Below are 20,963 nucleotides of genomic sequence, written 5' to 3' on the forward strand. Positions count from 1 at the left end.
TCCAAAAAAGATAAACATGAAAATCTACATTTCAATTTTAGTAATGGCATTAGCATTAGTCTCGTGCAATTCTGAAGAAAAAAAAGTCACAGCAATCACATCGCCTAATGCTAATGTGAAGGTTAATTTTAATGTCAACACTGAAGGACGACCATTTTATACGGTGCAATTCAAAAATAAAACGGTTGTTGATACCTCTTATTTAGGTTTCGAGTTTAAAGATCTGCCGGCATTCCATAAAAATTTCATCATAAAAAACACAAGTAGTTCAAGCTTTAATGAAACGTGGCAAATGCCGTGGGGAGAACAGTTAGATGTGGTTAATAACTATAACGAACTTAAGGTTGAACTTCAAGAAAAGACAAGTCCAGAACGGTTTTTAAACATTGTTTTTAAAGTCTATGATGATGGTTTAGGATTTCGATATGAATTCCCAAAACAAAGTCGCTTAAAAGGGGAGGTGTATATCACGGAAGAGCACACCGAATTTAACCTTACAGAAGATTATAAAACCTTTTGGATTCCTGGAGATTGGGATATCTACGAGCATTTATATAACACCACTAAACTGTCTGAAATTGATGCTTTAAAACTTGCTAATCATAAGAATTTAGCACAAACTTACATTCCAGAAAATGCAGTCAATACGCCAGTAACTATGGTAGGAGGTGACGGCACGCATTTGAGTTTTCATGAAGCGGCTTTAGTTGATTATTCAGGGATGACGTTAAAAGTAGATACCGAAAATCTTAATCTCGAAAGTCATTTAGTCGGGTCGGAAAATAGAGATTATAAGGTGAAGCGTAGCATGCCATTTAACACGCCTTGGAGGACCATCCAAATAACGGATAATGCACCAGATTTAATAGAATCTAAACTGATAGTAAATTTAAACGAACCGAATAAATTAGAGGATGTATCTTGGTTTAAACCTATGAAATATACCGGGGTTTGGTGGGAAATGCATTTGGGAAAATCATCTTGGGATTATGGTATGACGCAAGATATGAGTACTTGGACGGATGGCGGAACTTCTAATGGAACGCACGGCGCCAACACCGAAAATGTAAAGCGTTTTATTGATTTTTCAGCAAAACATAATATCGGTGGAGTTTTAGTTGAAGGTTGGAATACAGGTTGGGAACATTGGATTGGTTTTGAAGATCGTGAAGGCGTTTTCGATTTTGTAACCACATATCCGGATTATGATATTGATGAAGTGGTCCGTTATGGAAAGGAAAAAGGAGTGGATATTATTATGCACCATGAAACTTCTGCAGCTACAGAAACCTATACCAAACAACAAGATACGGCTTTTGCTTTAATGCAGAAGTACGGGATGCATACCGTTAAAACGGGCTATGTGGGTAAAATTTTACCTAAAGGCGAATATCATCACGGGCAATATATGGTGAATCATTATAATAACACCGTTGAGAAAGCCGCGAAGTATCAGGTGGCAATCAATGCCCATGAACCTATTAAAGCTACAGGATTAAGACGTACCTATCCTAATACTATTTCTCGAGAAGGTTTAAGGGGTCAAGAGTTTAACGCTTGGGCTACCGATGGAGGAAATCCTCCAGAGCACCTTCCTATTGTAGCGTTTACGAGAATGCTGTCGGGACCGATTGATTTTACACCAGGGATTTTTAATATTAAATTCGATGAATTTAAGAAAGACAATCAGGTGAATACAACTATTGCGCAACAGCTAGCCTTGTATGTGGTGATTTATAGTCCGGTGCAAATGGCTGCCGATTTGGTAGAGCATTACGAAGCCAACCCAGGACCTTTACAGTTTATTGAAGATGTTGGTGTCGATTGGGAAACTACTAAAGTCTTAAACGGTGAAGTGGGCGATTATGTAACCATTGCAAGGAAAGAACGTGGTACGGGCAATTGGTTTATTGGTGGTATTACAGATGAGAATTCTAGAACTATAGACCTAACATTAGACTTTTTAGAAGAGAATCAAACCTATGAGGTGCGTATTTACAAGGATGGTGAAAAGGCGCATTGGGATGATAATCCTTTAGATATCGTGATTGAAAATGTAGTGCTTAAAAAAGATGCAACCTTAACGTTAAAGTTGGCTGAAGGTGGTGGTTTTGCTATGAGTTTAAAAAAGAAATAATAGCACCGAGAATTCGGTTAAAATGTTCGTTTTTACATTAATTTTGCGCTGTAATCATAGCACCTAGTTTACGACTAACTTATTTTTCGTAACTTAGGTAAACATCAATAATTTAGAATTGGACATTAACAATCACATAGAATCCCCTTTTACTATTAAAGTGAGCTTTAATAAAATGTTAGAACGGTATGAAGAATTAATTCATGCCGATAACGATTTTATTGCTGGTAACGCTAAACGTGTCCTTGCTATAGCAGAAGAACATCCTATTTTAAGAGAAGGGTTTAGTGAATTTTCTGTGTTTAAAACGCATGAAAAGGAAATTGAAGGCATTTTACAAGATGCTTTTAATCCGTTGTTAACACAGAATGAAATTAAAACAGCGGCCTTGCCGTTTTATAATTTTGTTTTTAATCCATCAGAACGCTTTAAGTCTATTTTAAAATCGGCAGGCGAAGATTTTGAATTAGAGATTAGAAATATGCCTACCGAGCAAACCTATATTATTGCTTGTAGCATTATTCTTAATTTTTGTTATGGCTATTCCTTAAACTTTAAACGTCCGTTTTTCTACGAAATTCCAGATGAACATGGCGTTATGCATTACTATAAGATTTTATATAATGCAGATTTTACCGAAATAAAACCGAAGCCTGGTGCACCAAAAATTACGCAAGCAGACTACGATGAGCTCATTGATAATTTTGATAATATTGACTTATGGAAGGAGAAATTTCCGCCTAATAGTTATGAATTTGAAGGCTTTATTATTTCTAACATGTTCGATGTTACGGATGATCAATCGATTTCCAATATTAAATCGGGCTTAATTAAAGAAGTGAAGGGGAAAGATCGAAATTTTCTCAATAATTTCCAAGAGATATTTCGTTCACTTTTAGGCTTAAAATCTATCAAAGTTGGTTTTTCAATGTATGTTAAAGAAACCGATTCTTTTGAACGTGTTTATGGGGTTGGTGTCAATAGTTATTTGCTTAATGAATTAGAAACGGCCCATTGTTCAGATGCACTTTGTAATTGGTCGTATAACCAATTATTGGTGGAAAAAAAGTATTTCTCGGTGTCTGATGTTAAACGGGCATTAGCTAAAAATGATAAGCAGCCACCACATATTAAAGTTCTAGATCAGCAGAATATTCAGAGTGCTATTTTTGCGCCTATTGCTAATGAGAACGGTTTAATGGGGATTTTAGAAATTGTTTCTGAAAAACCTAAGGTACTAAATAGTATCAATGCGAATAAATTAGAGGACGTTATGCCGTTTATAGAATCGGCTATAGAACGCTCAAAAACGGAAGAGGCCAATTTAATTGAAGCTGTAATCCAAAAAGAATGTACCTCAATTCATTCTAGTGTGTATTGGAGATTTGTTGAAGAGGCTAAAAGTTATATTAGAGCTCAGACCAATAAGAACGAATCGGCAACCTTTAAGAAAATCACTTTTGATAATGTTTATCCGTTATACGGACAAATTGATGTGAAAGGTTCTTCTGATGCCCGTAATTCTGCGACCCAAAAAGATTTGCTGTTACAGTTAAATCTTGCGAAGAAAATTCTTCAAAAGAGTATTGATGAAAAAAACTTACCTATATATGAGCAGGTGATGTTTCAGGTGTCAGAATTTGGTAAAGACTTAACCACTAATTTTAAGGTAGATAGTGAACATGAAATTTCACTTTATCTAAAAAATGAAATTAAGCCTATTTTCGAATTAATAGCGAAAACCCAACAGGCCCTTCAACCCGATATAGAAGATTATTTCAATAAAATTGATTCAGATCTCGGCGTTATTTATTACTACCGTAAGCATTATGATGATACCGTAAAACTGATCAACAGAAATATGTCTTCGTTATTAGACGAAAAACAGATAGAGGCTCAAAGGATGTATCCGCATTTCTTTGAACGCTTTAAAACCGATGGTGTTGAACATAACATGTACATAGGGGAGTCTATTACAAAAGAAGATAGCTTTGATATGCTCTATCTGTACAATTTAAGGCTATGGCAGTTGCAGGTTATGTGCGAAATGGAAAATCAGTATTACCACGGTCAGCACGAATATCCTACGGCCTTAGAAGTGGCTTCTATGATATTGGTTTTTAATCAGCCCTTATCGGTTAGGTTTAGAATGGATGAAAAGCGTTTTGATGTCGATGGAACTTATAACGCCCGTTATGAAGTGGTGAAAAAGCGTGTGGATAAAGCGTTTATCAAAGGCACTGAAGAACGAATTACTCAAGCCGGAAAAATTACAATTGTCTATTCGCAAAAAGAAGACGAAGCAGAATATGTAAGGTATATTAAGTTCCTACAATCTAAAAACGTCTTGGCAGACGATCTGGAATTTATAGAGTTAGAAGACTTACAGGGTGTAACGGGTTTAAAAGCCTTACGCGTAAGTTTACTGTATCACAAAGATCATGACGAGAAAAACTTTTATACTTACGATGACTTAATGACTACGATAGCTTCTTAAAAGCGGCTATCGTCATGTTATTTTCTAAGGTGTTGGATTGCTGTATTTGAGTGGTTTCCGGAATAACATCATCAATATCTACCCCAGGATTGTTTTTTATAGCAATTGCAAATGAGATGAGCGATACAATAATACCAATCATAAAAACGGTATAGGTAATACGTAGTAAGCGGTATTTACGTTCTAAAACCACGCCTAAAAAGTATAAATCCTTGGTTAATGCTTTGTAGATATAGTCTTTATCGCGTACCATTTCTTTAATGGCCCACTCAAACTCATCAAGTTCCATTTTATGGAAATTTCCGAAGAAACTTAGATTCACTTTCTGATCAATAACATCTTGCTTGGTAAATTGACCACTTGTAACATTAGGGCGTGTAGCAATAATGGATAATATCATTGAGATAACACAGAACAAGGTGAATATAACCGTTGGCCAAGTCAGGTAAGGATTGTTATCTAATTTAGAAATAAGGTTCGCTAAAACCACCGAAATGATAATGGCATTTACCGATAATAAAATATTGGCCTTAGTATCGGCAATATCACTTAGTTTTATATGATTACGTAAAGCGGTTCTGTAAAAAGTCTGAACGCCACGCTCTGGACTTTCATTTTTATACTGGGTTTTATATTTTGCTTTTAGCTTTTCAACATTTAATTTCTTTTTGCGCTTTTTTTTCTTTTTCAGCAACTTTGCTAAGTTCTTATCCTTAGTTGCTTGCCAGTTTTTTAAAGCGTAATCGGTGTAATATTTATGTTTTTCGGTGAGAACTTTGATGTTTTCACGTCGCCATTCCGAAGGCTTAAAACTCTTTTTTCCTAGTAACTCTAACTCTTTTCGTAAAAATTCGGAAGCTTCATTAAAGTATTTCTTTCCAAAGTGAGAGGCATCAGCATCTCGTAAAATTTTCTCAAGTTGTGTTTCAGGTTCTACATTAATATCCGTAGCTAAAATACATTTACTAACCTCTTCTATAACCGAATTGTCTACGTCTTTATCTTTTAAAAACGCAGCAGCAATCTTTACACTCTCTTTTTCATGGTCTTCACAACTCTTAGTGTAGCCTGTATCATGTAAAAGGGCACTTAATTCTAAAATTAAAATCTCCTCATCACTTAATTCTGAATGCTCAACAATCTCTCTAACGCTTTTTAAAACCCGTGTGGTATGGGTGTAATTATGGTACAAAAACGAATTAGGAAGCTCTGTCTTAAGCAGGTTGAATACAAAATTTTGAGTGTCTTTAATTAAAGAATTTGACATGAGGTGCTTTAGGTTTTAGTAATCAGGTGAATTTACAAAAAAGTTCTAAGACTTAATAAGATGTTTCACAAATGAGTTACAATCAAATCGTATTTTTATAAAAAAAATAACTTTTGAAATGTTCTGAGTTAATAGTCGACTGATATGTGGTAACATTTCATTTTTTATTATCAGAAATTTACACTGCGCAACAATGCCCTATATGAAATTAAATATACGAGATACTTTTAATTGTGAATTACCTTCAGATCCACAACGTGAAAACTCTAGACGTCAGGTTCATGAAGCAACACATTCATACGTCAAACCAAAAGTACCTTCGCAACCTCAGCTGCACCATGTTTCTAAGGCTATGGCCGAAGCACTTGGGTTAACCGATGAAGATCTTAAGTCTGATGAATTTTTAAAAGTATTCTCAGGAGCAACAATTTATCCAGGAACGGAACCTTATGCCATGGCATATGCCGGACACCAATTTGGGAATTGGGCGGGGCAATTAGGCGATGGGCGCGCTATCAATTTATTTGAAGTTGTGCACCAAGATCAGCGCTGGGCCGTGCAACTTAAAGGTGCCGGAGAAACACCATACTCACGCCAAGGTGACGGTTATGCCGTTTTAAGATCTAGCATTCGCGAATACCTTTGTAGTGAAGCCATGCATTATTTAGATGTGCCCACAACACGAGCCTTAAGTTTAATGACTTCTGGCGATGAGGTGCTTAGAGATATGCTTTATAATGGCAATGCCGATTATGAAAAAGGTGCGATTGTGTGTAGACTCGCTCCAAGCTTTATAAGATTTGGAAATTTTGAATTATTCGCCGCTAGAAACGATATTAAAAATCTAAAAAAACTAACGGATTATACCATTAGCCATTTTTATCCTGAATTAGGGCCACCAAGTAAGACGAGCTATATTGAGTTCTTTAGGACGGTGACCCAAAAAACTTTAGATCTTATTATTCATTGGCAACGAGTAGGATTTGTACATGGCGTAATGAATACCGATAATATGTCTATCTTAGGCTTAACCATAGATTATGGTCCTTATGGTTGGTTAGAAGATTTTGATTTTGGTTGGACGCCAAACACAACAGACAATCAAAATAAACGCTATCGTTATGGCAATCAGCCTAACATGGGACTTTGGAATTTACTGCAACTTGCCAATGCTTTGTATCCCCTAATTGAGGATGCCGCACCTATAGAAGCCATTTTAAAGCAATATCAAGTTGATTTTGAAACAAAATCCTTGCAAATGATGCGCTCTAAATTAGGCATCCAAAAGGTCTCAGAAGAGGACGCGCAACTTATGATGCAATTGGAAGATTGCCTTTTGTTGTCTGAAACCGATATGACTTTATTTTTTAGGCTGTTGTCGCAATACAAAAAAGGAACTCCAGAACTAGGGGTATCCTTAATTAAAGACGCCTTCTACCATCCTAATGAAATACAAGCAGAACGCTTACAGCAATGGGAGACTTGGTTTAAGGCTTATGATTCAAAATTACAAAACGAGACGCTTACCGATGTAGAACGTCAAACCAAAATGAATGCCGTTAATCCCAAATATGTATTACGCAATTATATGGCTCAATTAGCTATAGATAAAGCCGACGGTGGCGATTTTAGTTTGGTAGTGGAGCTGTTTCAGGTGTTAAAGTCACCTTACGAGGAGCAACCACAATATGAGCAATGGTTTGCCAAACGACCAGATTGGGCGAGACATAAAGTAGGCTGTTCTATGTTGTCTTGTAGTTCTTAATAGTAACAAATAAAAAAATAAATGATGGATTTCTCAAAGCTTAAAGTACTGTATATTAATTGCACTTTAAAGAAGGCACCCGCAAAAAGCCACACTGAAACACTTATGCAAGTTTCTCAGAATATTCTTAAAAAAGAGAAGGTAGCCTTTGAGACCATTCGTTTAATAGATCATAATGTGGCGTCCGGGGTTTACCCTGATATGACCGAACATGGTTGGGAACAGGATGCCTGGCCAAAAATTTACGAGAAAGTAAAAGAAGCTCATGTTTTAATTATCGGAACTCCAATATGGTTGGGAGAGAAATCTTCTGAAGCTCAAAAATTAATAGAACGGCTTTATGCGATGAGCGGAGAGACCAATGAGAAAGGCCAATATGTGTATTACGGTAAAGTAGGAGGCTGCATGATCACCGGAAATGAAGATGGTGTAAAACACTGTGCAATGGGAATTCTGTATGCGCTGCAACACGTGGGTTATTCTATACCACCTCAGGCTGATGCGGGTTGGATTGGAGAAGTTGGACCAGGGCCGAGTTATGGGGATAAAAAATGGAAGGACAAGGAAATAAATCCACCAGTAGGTTTCGATTCTGAATTTACCAATAGAAATACCACTTTTATGACTTATAATCTGTTGCATCTGGCAAAAATTTTGGATGAAAATGAAGGTTATAGTAATTACGGAAACTCGCGTGAAGCATGGGATAGCGGTACGCATTGGTCTTTTGAGAACCCAGAATACAGATAAAATTTTAGATGGAGCCACTAATTGCGTTTCCATACCTCTTTTAACCATTTAAAAATAAACGCCATGAAAGCCATTTGGAATTCAAAAGTTATAGCTCAAAGTGATGAAACCATTGTTATAGAAAACAACCATTATTTCCCGCATGAGAGTCTTAATAAAGCATTTTTTAAGCCTAGTAAAACTAAATCTGTTTGTCCCTGGAAAGGAACGGCGTCTTATTATACCGTAGACGTTGAAGGCAAAGAAAATAAAGATGCCGCCTGGTTTTATCCAGAAGTATCGGAATTAGCAAAAGGAATTAAGAATTATGTGGCGTTTTGGAAAGGCGTTCAAATTGAAGATTAAACGGAGGATATGAAAAGTACAAAACTAAAAATACAAAATAGAAAAGGACTAACCTTAAATGCTCATTTAGAAGTCCCGGCCAATCAGAAACCGAATTACTACGCCATATTTGCGCATTGTTTTACCTGCAGTAGTAGTTTAAAAGCCGTTAGGAATGTAAGTCGTGCATTAACCCAAAATGGCTTTGCCGTCTTGCGTTTTGATTTTACAGGATTAGGACGAAGTGAAGGTGAATTTGCAGACAGTCACTTTTCTGCCAATGTGGAAGATTTGTTAGATGTGCATGCTTATATGGCGAAGCATTATCAAGCTCCGGGCCTACTTGTGGGGCATTCTTTAGGTGGTGCGGCAGTTTTGGTTGCAGCTTCAAAATTGGAAAGTGTGCAAGCTGTAGCAACGGTAAGCGCCCCAGCAACGGTACAGCACGTTAAGAATTTATTTTCTCATCAAGTAGAACAGACCGATGAAAAAGGTCCGGTAGAAGTTTCTATTGGAGGACGGCCTTTTGTAATTAATCAGGAGTTTGTAGCGGAATTTGATAAAACAAATCTGCCGTCCCTAGTAGAGCAATTGCGTAAACCTTTATTAATCATGCATGCGCCCTTTGATAAAGTGGTTGGTATTGAAAATGCTGAAACTTTATATAAAACCGCTCATCATCCTAAGAGTTTTATCACTTTAGATCAAGCCGATCATTTGTTGACACAAGATATTGATAGTCAGTATGTCGGGGAAATGATAGGAACTTGGGCAAAGCGTTATTTTCCTAAGGTTGAAAATATAATGCTGAATCCCGAAGGTGAACAACTTGTTGGACATTTAAATATTGTTGAAGATAATTTTACTACTTCTATTCAAACTAAAAATCACACCCTTATTGCAGATGAACCGGTCAGTGTTGGAGGAAGTGATTTCGGACCCTCGCCCTACGAGTATCTCAATGCGGCATTAGCAGCATGTACGGTTATGACCTTAAAGATGTATGCCGAACGAAAACAATGGGACTTAAAAGAAGTCTATGTTTATATCTCGCATTCTAGAAAACATAGTGCCGACTTAAATCTTGTTTTAGAACAACCGAAGTATCTCGATCATATCAGTAAAAAGTTAAAATTTATTGGCGATATTAGTGAAGAACAAGCCCAACGCTTAAAGGAAATAGCCTCACGTTGTCCAGTACATAAAACGATTGCCAGCGAAGTTATTTTTGAAACAGAAATCTTATAAATCCAATACGTGCAAGCTAAGACCATCCCTTCCATAACACCAGAACGATTTTTAGAAATCAGAAGTAAAACCGAACAGATTTGTAGCTCATTAGAGCCTGAAGATGTCGCCTTACAACCTGCCGATTTTGTATCGCCACCTAAATGGCATTTGGCGCATACCACATGGTTTTTTGAACAATTTGTGCTCTCTGAATTTGATAAAAACTATAAAGTCTTTAATCCGGATTATGCCTACTATTTTAATAGCTATTACAATACGGTAGGAGACCGCGTATTAAGAGCAGAACGTGGATTAATGACTCGGCCAACTTTAAAATCGGTCTTAGACTACAGAGCTTATGTCAATGCATATATGGCCTCTTTTATTCAAAAAGGCTTAGCGTCAGATCTTGAAGGTATTATTGAGATTGGTTTGCAACACGAGCAGCAACACCAAGAGTTATTAATTTACGATATTAAATACATCTTTGGAAATCAACCCGCTTTTCCAACCCTTCATCATACGGTGCCTTTAACGGCAGAGCCTCAAACACAAGATTTTATTCCAATTGAAGAAGGTTTGTATACCATAGGGCATCAAAATGAAGGCTTTTGTTTTGATAATGAATTAGGCCAGCACAAGGTTTTTCTTCATGCTTATAACATTTCGAATCGTTTGGTGACCAATGCAGAATATATAGAATTTATAGAAGCAGGTGGTTACGAAGATTTTAATCTTTGGCATGCTGAGGGATGGGATTATATTCAAAATGAAAAAATAAAAGCACCGCTATATTGGCATAACGTTAATGGAGCATGGATGCAATATACCCTTGGCGGTTTTACTGCAGTAGATGGTCATTTGCCTGTTGCCCACGTGTCGCTTTACGAAGCTTTTGCCTATGCGCAATGGAAAGGTTGTAGACTACCCACCGAGTTTGAATGGGAAGTAGCTTCAAGTCATTTTAACTATGGTCAACTTTGGGAATGGACCAATAGTGCTTACTTGCCTTACCCTCATTATAAAAAAGTACCCGGAGCTTTAGGCGAGTATAACGGTAAATTTATGGTGAATCAAATGGTGTTACGTGGAGCTTCCGTAGCAACCGCTAAAAACCATAGTCGAGCCACCTATCGTAACTTTTTTCAAGCGCACTTACGATGGCAATTTTCAGGAATTAGACTCGCTAAATAAATAGACCAACACAACAATAAACAACGCTTCACTAATTTTTACACCTTTATGACCAACACATTTGCACAAGACATTCTCGAGGGCTTATCGGCGACAGAGAAACATTTGCCATCTAAATATTTTTATGATGATAATGGCAGCCGCATATTTCAGGATATTATGAACATGCCCGAATATTATTTGACGAATTCTGAATTCGAAATTTTATCCATGCAATGTCAGCAAATTGTTCAAGCTTTAGAGTTTTCAGAACCTTTTAATATTTTAGAGTTAGGTGCTGGTGATGGGTTTAAAACCTTTAAACTTTTGGAGTATTTGGTCGCTCAAAATATCGATTTTAATTATGTGCCTATAGACATTTCTCAAGAAGCCATGGACATTCTTGAAAAACGCTTAAAAGAGCGCTTGCCTGGGCTTAACATAAAACCTCAAGTTGGGGACTATTTCAAGATTCTAAAAGAAAATAAGCAAAGCGAATTTCCCAGTTTATTATTGTTTTTAGGGAGTAATATTGGTAATTATTTGGAGCCAAAAGCCGAAGAGTTATTAGAACTCTTCAACAAAAACATGAAAAAAGGAGATAAGCTCCTCATCGGTTTCGACTTAAAGAAAAACCCAATTACCATTCAGCAAGCTTATTTTGATCCGCATGGCATTACCAAACGTTTTAATTTGAATCTATTATTGCGGATTAACAGAGAACTAGAAGCCGATTTTAAAATTGATGATTTCGATTTTTTTGCCCATTACAACCCAATAACCGGAGATGTAAAAAGTTATATTATTAGTCTTAGGGCGCAAACCGTACAACTTAAAGCTATTAATAAATCAATTACCTTTGATTACAATGAATTAATCTGGACCGAATTATCCAAAAAATATGCGTTAAACGAGATTGAAGCTTTAGCGCATAAAACGGCCTTTAAAGTGAATGCTAATTTTTTAGATTGCAAACACTACTTTACTGATAGTCTTTGGGAAAAAGGATAAAGATTAATTTTATAAGGATAAGAGTCAATACTTTCATTTTTAAACATCTTATTTTGTATTTTATTAAACCTATGAGAAAACACTATCTACCTTTAGCACTATTGACCTTATCGCTTTTTACAGCGTGTGCCACCTTTGAAGCCCAGTTTTTAAACGATTCTTTAAAAGAAAATAAAGCACCCGAAAAAGAAGTAGAAAGACGCTTTTATCTTATAGGCGATGCCGGAAAGGTAGATGAAGGCGAAATGTCTAAAGGCTTAAAAGGGTTTAAAACCTATATAGCAGGAAAAGAAACTAAGGACGATGTGGTGTTGTTTTTAGGCGATAATATTTATCCTGTTGGGCTTCCTGAAGAAGGAGATGCCGATAGAGCTGAAGCTGAAAAAGCTTTAGATGTTCAGGTGGAGGCTGTAAAAGATTTTAAAGGCGATGTGTTATTTATCCCAGGAAATCACGATTGGTATTCTAATGGCTTAAAAGGTTTAAAACGTCAAGAAAAATATATTGAAGATGCATTAGGAAAAAACACGTTTCAACCTGAAAGTGGCTGTCCACTTGAAGATATTGATATAGGAGATCATATCAAGCTAATTATCATAGACACCCAATGGTATTTAGAAAATTGGAATAAGAATCCCACGATTAACGATAAATGTGAAATAAAAACGAGAGAACGTTTTTTTGAAGAGCTTGAGGGTGAAATAAAAAAAGCTCAAAATAGAACTACAGTAATTGCCATGCACCACCCAATGTATACCAATGGCGTCCATGGAGGCTATTATGGGGCAGAGAAACACCTTTATCCTACACAAAGTAAAGTGCCACTTCCTGGCTTAGCAACGTTAATTACACAAGTAAGAACACAAGGCGGGGTGTCTATTCAAGACCGCTATAATGAGCGTTACAATGAATTAATGAAACGTATAGAAACCTTAACTTTTGATAAGGATAATATTGTCTTTGTTTCGGGCCACGAGCATACTTTACAGTATCTAGAAAATGAAAATATCAAACAAATTGTATCAGGGTCGGGCTCTAAAAAAGGCGCGGCTGCTTTAGGGACTCATGGTTTATTTAGTTATGGAGGTCAGGGTTTTGCTGAGTTGATTGTGTATAAAGACGGGAGCTCTTGGGTGAAATTTTTCACGGTTGAAAATGACGAGCCAACGCTTGTTTTTGAGCATGAAGTTATAGGCTTAAAACCTTCTTACGACATTTCAAAACTACCCGATACCTTTCCTAATGAAGTGACTGTATCTGTATATAGTAAAGAGGAAACTGAGAAATCTGGTTTTTTTGAATCCGTATGGGGCGATCATTATAGAGATGTATACAGTACTAAAATAAGAGCAAAAGTGGCCACTTTAGATACGCTATATGGCGGCTTAGAAATTGTACGAAAAGGGGGAGGGCATCAAACCCGCTCCATGCGATTAAAAACTAAAGATGGTCGCGAGTTAAACATGAGAGCGCTACGAAAAAGTGCGACGCAATATTTACAAACTGTATTATTCAAAGAAACTTATATTCAAGATGAATTTGAACGCACTCAGGTAGAAGATCTCGTTTTAGATTTTTACACGGCAGCGCACCCTTATGCCTTTTCTGTTGTTCCAGATTTATCAGATGCGGCTGAGGTTTACCATACCAACCCTAGACTTTTCTTTATTCCTAAGCATAAATATTTAGGGGATTACAACGAAGAGTATGGTGGCGAACTTTACATGATTGAAGAACGTCCTGAAGAAAATTATACCCACGAGCGTAATTTTGGCTATGCGGATGATATTGAAAGTACCCACGACATTATTGAAAAAGTTAGAGAAGACGAGGAGTATAAAATTGATGAGGTGGCATTTATACGTGCTCGTTTATTCGATATGCTAATTGGAGATTGGGACCGTCACCAAGATCAATGGCGTTGGGCGCAATTCGATCAGCCTAATGGCGATAAACTTTACAGGCCTATACCTAGAGATCGCGATCAAGTATTTTCAAATTTTGACGGTGCTTTATTAGATGTGATGCGTACTATAGCGGGTTCTGCAAAGCAACTTCAAATTTATGATGATAAGTTAGAGAATATTAAATGGATGAACAACGCGGGGATTAAACTAGATCGTACGCTTATTCAACAATCGGGTATAGAGACATGGGTAGAGCAGGCGCAGTTTCTTCAAGATCATATTACAGATGCCGTTATTGAAAAAGCCTTTAAAAAAGTGCCCGAAGAAGTTCAGGATAAAACTTTAGAGGAAATCAAACAGAATTTAATCGGAAGACGCGGTAATCTGGTTGATATTGCCAAACGTTACCATAATTATTTAAATGAATTAGTCATTCTAACAGGGACGGATAAAGATGATTATATAGAAGTGATCCGCCAAGGTAAAAAGGAAACCCGCGTCGTAATTTCTAGAATTAAAGGTGGGGAAAAAGAAGATACTATTGTGGATCGGATTTTTAATAAAGACATTACGAAAGAGCTTTGGGTTTACGGTTTAGATGATAAAGATGTCTTTGAGGTAAGCGGAAAAGGAAGCCGAAAAATATTTACACGTTTAATAGGAGGTCAAGAAAACGACACTTATAAAATAAAGTCGGGCCAACGCATTAAGGTCTACGATCACGAAAGCAAGAAGAATACCATTGAAGAAAATAAAGGTGCTATAGTACGCTTAACGGACGTTTATAAGTTGAATTTATTCGATTTTAATAAGAATATACTTTACCAAAGTGTATTGACTCCGGCGGTTAATTATAACCCTGATGACGGGGTGTCTTTAGGGCTGTCTTATGTTTTAACCAAAAATGGGTTTCAGCGCAATCCTTTTTCAAGTCAACACCGGTTTAAAGGGGGCTACTTTTTTGCAACCGAAGGCTTCTCTTTAAATTATGATGGTGAGTTTTCAAATATTATGAACGATTGGAATCTTCAGGTAGGAGGTCAATTTACTTCAGAAAATTACACCAATAACTTTTTTGGGTATGGAAATGAAACCGTGAATAATGATGACGACTTAGACTTGGATTATAACCGTGTAAAAACCAGTATTATTGAAGGCCATGTTGGGATTTCTAAAAAAGGAAATTTTGGTAGCGATTACGGTATTCAAGCTGTTTTTGAAGCTATAGAATTAGAGGCCACAGCGAACCGATTTATTACGGATTTTGTACCGGAGTCTTCAGAAGAATTCTACGAACGACAATATTTTACAGGTATTGAAGGGCAATTTAATTACGAGAGTTATGATACGCCTTTAAATCCGACACGTGGGATGGAATTCTTTATTCACGCTGGTGGGAAGTCGAATATCGATGACTTTGATCAAACCTATGGTTATATCAATGCCAACCTTGGGTTTTATAATGCCATATCTAAGAATAGAAAATTAGTCTTAAAAACAGATGTTAGAAGTCAGTTTAGAATTGGCGATGATATGATGTTTTACCAAGCCGCAAATATTGGTGGACACACCGGCTTACGTGGTTACAGAACGGAACGTTTTACCGGAATGAAGTCCTTAGTAAGTAGTGCTGATCTGCGATACAGTTTTAATTCGTTTAAGACTAGAGTGCTGCCTTTACAAATTGGTGTTTTTGGCGGGTTCGATGTTGGTAGAGTATGGTTAAGAGATGATACTTCTAAAAAATGGCATAACGATTATGGTGGTGGATTTTGGGTCACCGCAGCAGAGTCTCTTTCCGGAACCTTTAATTTATTTAATGGTGAAGATGGACTTCGGTTTTCGTTTGGCTTAGGTCTTAACTTTTAATCTTATATATTGAAAAGCTACCTCTATAAAATATGGAATTCTCTAGAAAAACTAGAAAGTAATATTGCTTTTTATCCTTCTATAATCAGTGCCTTAGGCTTAATGTTTGCCTTTGTCATGATTTATTTAGAAAGTCGTGGAGTCTCCAAATATTTAGTAGAGCACGCCCCCATATTAGTTGTTAATAATACGGAAACGGCAAGAAGTTTATTAACTACATTTATTGCGGGTTTAATTTCTATCATGGTATTTAGTTTTTCCATGGTGATGATTTTACTTAACCAGGCGTCAAGTAATTTCTCGCCAAGGGTATTACCTGGATTAATATCTAATAGACGGCATCAAACCATATTAGGGATTTATAACGCCACCTTACTATACTGTATTTTTATTTTAGTTTCTATCGCGCCACATGGCAAGTCTTATCAAGTGCCAGGGTTCTCCGTATTGCTATCCATCATTTTTATGACCCTTAGTTTGGGAGCGTTTATTTATTTTATCCATTCCATTTCACAAGAAATTCAGGTCAATACCATGATGGATAAGATTTTTAGAGCCTCTAAACGACGCTTAGAACATCTTATAGATTCAGAAAAACATATTGACGTAGACTTTGAAGAAACTTCAGATTGGAAAGCTATTTCCGCTGTAAGTACAGGGTATATGCAAGATGTGAATTTAAAGAGTTTAATGACCTTAGCAGAAGAGCATCAACTGAAAATTGCCATTGTGCCCGTAAAAGGCGCTTATATCTTAAAAGGTTTACCGGTTTTAAAGTATAAAGGAAAGGTTGATAAGGATAAAGACGACGATTTAGATTTAGAAAAACGATTGGTAGAAGCCATTACCTTTTCTAATAACGAGCTTATTGAAGACAACTATATTTTAGCCTTTAAGCAAATTACCGAAATTGCTTTAAAAGCTATGTCACCAGGAATTAATGACCCCGGAACCTGTATAAATGCTATAGATTATTTAACAGAATTGTTTGCCTTACGCTTGCAAAAAAAAGACCGTAGCTATTATTACAATTCGGACGATGAAGCGCTTATTCATATTCAAACGGTAAGTTTTGAAGACTTACTCTATAATGTTATGGCGGCCATGAGAACCTATTGTAAGCACGATATTATTGTAGTTCAGAAATTGTTTGTGATGTTTCAATACCTCTTACAAACCGAAAGTGTTTTAAACACGGGGTACAAAGAATGTATTATTAAAGAAGTGATTCATCTTAGAAATGACGCTTTAAATAATCACCAAAATGATAGAGATATTGAAGTGATTAAATCCTATATTGCGAAGCTTAAAAATGTAACGCCTTCAGAATATTCCTTTGATATTTAATAGGGCTTGTTTACATTTTATAGGTGAAATTCTTAATTTGTAAATCACAGTCTATGTCTAGTGTCAAGGATGTTATAATAATTGGTGGAGGAGCTGCAGGTTTTTTTGCGGCGATTAATATTGCTGAAAAGCATCCTGAACTATCCGTCGCTATTTTAGAACGCGGGAAAGAAGGATTACAGAAAGTGAAAATCTCTGGTGGTGGACGCTGTAATGTTACCCATGCCGAATTTATACCATCGGAATTGGTACACAATTATCCTAGAGGCGAAAAAGAACTTTTGGGCCCTTTCCATAAGTTTATGACAGGAGATACGATTGCTTGGTTTGAAGAGCGTGGTGTGGCCTTGAAAATTGAAGATGACGGTCGTATGTTTCCAGCGTCAAACTCCTCACAAACTATTATTGATTGCTTCCTCTATGAAGCTAAAAAGCATAAGGTAGAAATTTTATATAACCACGCTGTAAAAAATATAGAGGCTTTAGAACAGGGTTTTACCATTGAAACGTCTCAAGGTACATTTGAAACGGGTAAAATGGTATTGGCCACAGGAAGTAATCCTAAAGTGTGGAAACTATTAGAAAATTTAGGACATACCATCGTGAAGCCTGTACCTTCATTATTTACCTTCGATATTAATGACAAACGGATTAAAGATATTCCTGGAGTGGTGGCAAAAGATGTGCAAGTAAAAATCTTAGGCACTACACTAGAGTCGGAAGGGCCTTTGTTAATTACACATGTTGGTATGAGTGCTCCGGCCATTTTAAAACTCTCCGCTTTTGGTGCTGTAGAACTGGCACAAATGAATTATAACTTCAACATTGAAATAAATTTTATCGGTCTAGATGCTACAGCTTGCTTAGAAAAGTTAAAAGACTGTAAACAGGAAGAAGCAAAGAAAAATGTGGTGAATTTAGCACTGTTTAATCTGCCTAAACGCCTTTGGAAACAATTAGTATTAGCAGCTCATATTGATGAGAATGAGCGTTGGGCTAATTTAAATAAAGCGCAATTAGAAGCTTTGACAAATCAGTTAACTTCCGCTGTTTTTAAAGTTACCGGAAAAAGTACCTTTAAAGACGAGTTTGTGACGGCTGGGGGTATCGATTTAAAAGAAGTGAATTTTAAAACTTTTGAAAGTCGTCGTATTCCTAATCTCTATTTTGCAGGTGAAGTCCTCAATATTGATGCTGTTACAGGAGGTTTTAATTTTCAGAACGCTTGGACTAGTGCTTATATCGCTTCAGAATCTATAGTCTTACGATAAATACTGTTGGTTTGACTGTAGGTAGTGATTACCGTTTTAAAGTCTTCAAAGATATAAGGTTTCGTAATAATATGGTTGATGCCTGCAGCTTCCGTTTTATGCGCAATTTCATTAGAATTTAAGGCCGTAAGCGCTAAAATAGGTATGCTTGTATTAAACATTCTAATATGCTTGGTCACTTCATAACCATCCATATCGGGCATGTTAATATCCATTAAAATCAAATCAAAATCCATACGTTTTACAATGGATATCGCTTCTTTTCCGTTGGAGACCGTTTCGCAGGTATAGCCCTCAATTTTTTCAATATTTTTTTTGGTAATCAGAAGATTGATTTTATTATCGTCTACAACCAAAATACGCATGTCTTTACTAGGGGTTACAGTAGTAAGGACCTTTTTATTTTCGCTAGCCACGGTGATGAGGTCAAACGTAATTTCAAAGAAAAAGCAAGTTCCTTTATTAGGAGCCGATGTAAAATCTATTTCCGAGTTGTGACTCTCTAGTAAAGTCTTCACAATATGTAAGCCTAAACCAGAACCACTACTGTTTTTATTTAAGAAGGCTTTATTTTCAAAAGCACTAAAAACAATAGGGCGGTGTTCTTCTTTTATCCCAATTCCTGTATCTTTTATTTCAAATTTTAGGGTAATTGAATCTTCTGTACGCGCTTTTTCAAAAACGTTTATAGCAATATGTCCTTTTTTAGTATAACGAATAGCGTTGTAAGCTAAGTTGATAAGAATTTGACTAAAAGCAACCTTGTCAATAAGGATTTGTTCCTCTTCAGGCGATTCATCGATATGAACTATAAGCTCTAATCCCTTGTTTTTAGCAGCGACAGCCACAGTGCTCATAACATGCTGAACAATTTTACTCATTTTCCCAGGTTTGAGTCGGAGACTTTTCTTATCAAACTTTAAGCGGTTAGCCTGAAGAATATTATCAATTAAAATAGATAAATAGTTACTAGAGGATATTAAAGAATCTAAATACGACTGTTTCTTTTCTTCATCATTCTCTTGGTCTATTAAAGTGGCTAGCCCACTAATCCCATAAATTGGAGTGCGGAGCTCGTGGCTTAAAATGGAGAAAAATTCCAAACGATCTTTATCAATGGCTACAAATTTTGAATTGGAGGCCTTTAGAGCCTTATTCATTTTTTCAATGTTCTTTTTAGCTTTAAAATAGAAGTAAAATGTGCCTAGAGTTATAATAAATAAAATACTAAAAACGATGGTGGTAATTAAAAAGGTCTTAGAATTTTTAGCATCCTTTTGTTGGATTTCTTGCGCTAAATTTAACTTTTGTTCTGCATTGATAATTTTATGCACTAATTCCCCATTTCTGGTGGACTCGTTTTCTATTTCAATAATAGCGTCGTACTTATAGCTATCGGATTTTAATAAATATTTAGTGGCAGAATCTAAGTCTTTCTGGGCAAGGGTATAATAGAGATATTTATAATAATTAAGGGTAGCAAGCCTTCTGTAAGAACTAATATCTGAATTTAAAATGGCTTTAAAGTCCTCGTCATTAATGGCTAAGATGTCCTTGTAGTTTTTAGGATCCTTGTTATCCACCTTAATTTTAGCAATCGCATTAAAGTATTTAAACGATTGTACAAGTTTGGGTTTAAGATTTTCCTCGCGGTAACCTTTAGAACTGTTTAAGCTTGAAAAATCTTGATGCTGTAAAATTTTTACAGCTCTAGACGTGGTAGCTAATAGACTGTCGTTATTATTACTATAATAATAGCGCTTTATAAGATTGTTGAGATTTATAAAATAGGTTTCGCTATTTAAGGATTTAGATAAGGATTCTGCAATGGGATATAAGCTATCAAATTTAGAATAATTCTTACTCCCTGTGTACGCTTCAACTAAACCTGTTAACGCTACATCTTTTCCTTGGTTATCTTGAAGGGAATCAAATATATGAAAGGCTTTACGGTAATACGTTTCTGCCTTTTTATAATTAGACATCTTATTTAAGACGGTTCCTAAAGCATTGTATGCTTGAGCTTCAGTTGTAATTAAATTGTTTTTCTTTGAAAAACTAATGGCGTCATTAACGAGCATGGTAGCGACGTAAAGGCTGTCTTTGCGTACGAGCCAGTCTAGTCTGTAGCTGTCAAATGAATTAGGTTTACTCTTATGATTTGTTGCTGGCGTTTCTTGCGCATTGACATTAAAAACGGTTAAAACAGAGAAAGCCAATAAAATTATAAAAGCGTTGGATTTAGGGAAAAACATGTAATTCAACGTTTAAGGCTGTAAAACTAATGTTTTCGTATGATATAAACACACTTTATCGAATTAATTTGCATTTCAAAGATTTAAATTAACTAGAAAACAGGTTTTTGACTGTGGTTTTGGGTTTTATTTAGCTGTTATTTAATGCTTTATATTTGTT

The 20,963-nt window shown here is 36.2% G+C and carries 13 protein-coding genes; 11 read left to right on the forward strand and 2 right to left on the reverse strand.

All coding sequences use genetic code 11. The features are described 5' to 3' along the window. Positions 1–16: 16 nt before the first annotated feature. Both DFQ08_RS03750 and DFQ08_RS03755 read left to right on the forward strand, forming a co-directional pair. Positions 17–2,137 carry a glycoside hydrolase family 97 protein gene (locus DFQ08_RS03750; RefSeq protein WP_114308443.1) on the forward strand — a complete coding sequence of 707 codons (2,121 nt, stop codon included), beginning with the start codon at positions 17–19 and terminating at the stop codon, positions 2,135–2,137. A gap of 175 nt (positions 2,138–2,312) precedes the next feature. Then, entirely contained in the window at positions 2,313–4,634 is a 2,322-nt protein-coding gene (locus tag DFQ08_RS03755; RefSeq protein ID WP_245935359.1) for a GAF domain-containing protein, read from the forward strand. Here the strand turns inward: DFQ08_RS03755 and DFQ08_RS03760 are convergent. Beyond that, positions 4,618–5,901, reverse strand: a complete 1,284-nt coding sequence (locus DFQ08_RS03760) for a Pycsar system effector family protein (RefSeq protein WP_114308445.1) — start codon at positions 5,899–5,901, stop codon at positions 4,618–4,620. The two genes, DFQ08_RS03755 and DFQ08_RS03760, sit on opposite strands and share 17 nt — an antisense overlap. Positions 5,902–6,103: 202 nt before the next feature. Here DFQ08_RS03760 and DFQ08_RS03765 point away from each other — a divergent pair, with 202 nt between their 5' ends. The 9 genes from DFQ08_RS03765 (at position 6,104) to DFQ08_RS03805 (ending at position 18,548) form a co-directional block, all read left to right on the forward strand. Continuing rightward, on the forward strand, positions 6,104–7,666 hold the full coding sequence (locus DFQ08_RS03765) for a protein adenylyltransferase SelO (RefSeq protein ID WP_114308669.1): 1,563 nt from the start codon (positions 6,104–6,106) through the stop codon (positions 7,664–7,666). Between the two features lie 24 nt (positions 7,667–7,690). Further along, entirely contained in the window at positions 7,691–8,416 is a 726-nt protein-coding gene (locus DFQ08_RS03770; protein WP_114308670.1) for a flavodoxin family protein, read from the forward strand. 63 nt (positions 8,417–8,479) lie between these two features. Further along, a complete protein-coding gene (locus DFQ08_RS03775; protein ID WP_114308446.1) occupies positions 8,480–8,761 on the forward strand; it encodes a DUF427 domain-containing protein in 282 nt (93 codons plus the stop codon). A gap of 9 nt (positions 8,762–8,770) precedes the next feature. After that, positions 8,771–9,988, forward strand: coding sequence for a bifunctional alpha/beta hydrolase/OsmC family protein (locus DFQ08_RS03780; protein WP_114308447.1), 1,218 nt, complete (start codon positions 8,771–8,773; stop codon positions 9,986–9,988). A 9-nt stretch (positions 9,989–9,997) separates the two neighbouring features. After that, the gene (gene egtB, locus DFQ08_RS03785) at positions 9,998–11,164 is read left to right on the forward strand and encodes an ergothioneine biosynthesis protein EgtB (protein ID WP_245935360.1); all 1,167 of its coding nucleotides are present in this window, start codon (positions 9,998–10,000) and stop codon (positions 11,162–11,164) included. 48 nt (positions 11,165–11,212) lie between these two features. Further along, entirely contained in the window at positions 11,213–12,154 is a 942-nt protein-coding gene (locus DFQ08_RS03790) for an L-histidine N(alpha)-methyltransferase (RefSeq protein ID WP_114308448.1), read from the forward strand. 71 nt (positions 12,155–12,225) lie between these two features. Continuing rightward, positions 12,226–15,930 carry a metallophosphoesterase gene (locus tag DFQ08_RS03795; protein ID WP_114308449.1) on the forward strand — a complete coding sequence of 1,235 codons (3,705 nt, stop codon included), beginning with the start codon at positions 12,226–12,228 and terminating at the stop codon, positions 15,928–15,930. 9 nt (positions 15,931–15,939) lie between these two features. Then, positions 15,940–17,277, forward strand: a complete 1,338-nt coding sequence (locus tag DFQ08_RS03800) for a DUF2254 domain-containing protein (RefSeq protein WP_114308450.1) — start codon at positions 15,940–15,942, stop codon at positions 17,275–17,277. 53 nt (positions 17,278–17,330) lie between these two features. Further along, positions 17,331–18,548: a BaiN/RdsA family NAD(P)/FAD-dependent oxidoreductase gene (locus DFQ08_RS03805; RefSeq protein ID WP_114308451.1), complete on the forward strand. Its 1,218-nt coding sequence runs from the start codon at positions 17,331–17,333 to the stop codon at positions 18,546–18,548. Here the strand turns inward: DFQ08_RS03805 and DFQ08_RS03810 are convergent. Then, on the reverse strand, positions 18,515–20,803 hold the full coding sequence (locus DFQ08_RS03810; RefSeq protein WP_114308452.1) for a response regulator: 2,289 nt from the start codon (positions 20,801–20,803) through the stop codon (positions 18,515–18,517). The two genes, DFQ08_RS03805 and DFQ08_RS03810, sit on opposite strands and share 34 nt — an antisense overlap. Positions 20,804–20,963: the final 160 nt, after the last annotated feature.

The sequence above is a fragment of the Winogradskyella arenosi genome (genome assembly GCF_003337305.1).
GTDB classification, from domain to species: Bacteria; Bacteroidota; Bacteroidia; order Flavobacteriales; family Flavobacteriaceae; genus Winogradskyella; species Winogradskyella arenosi.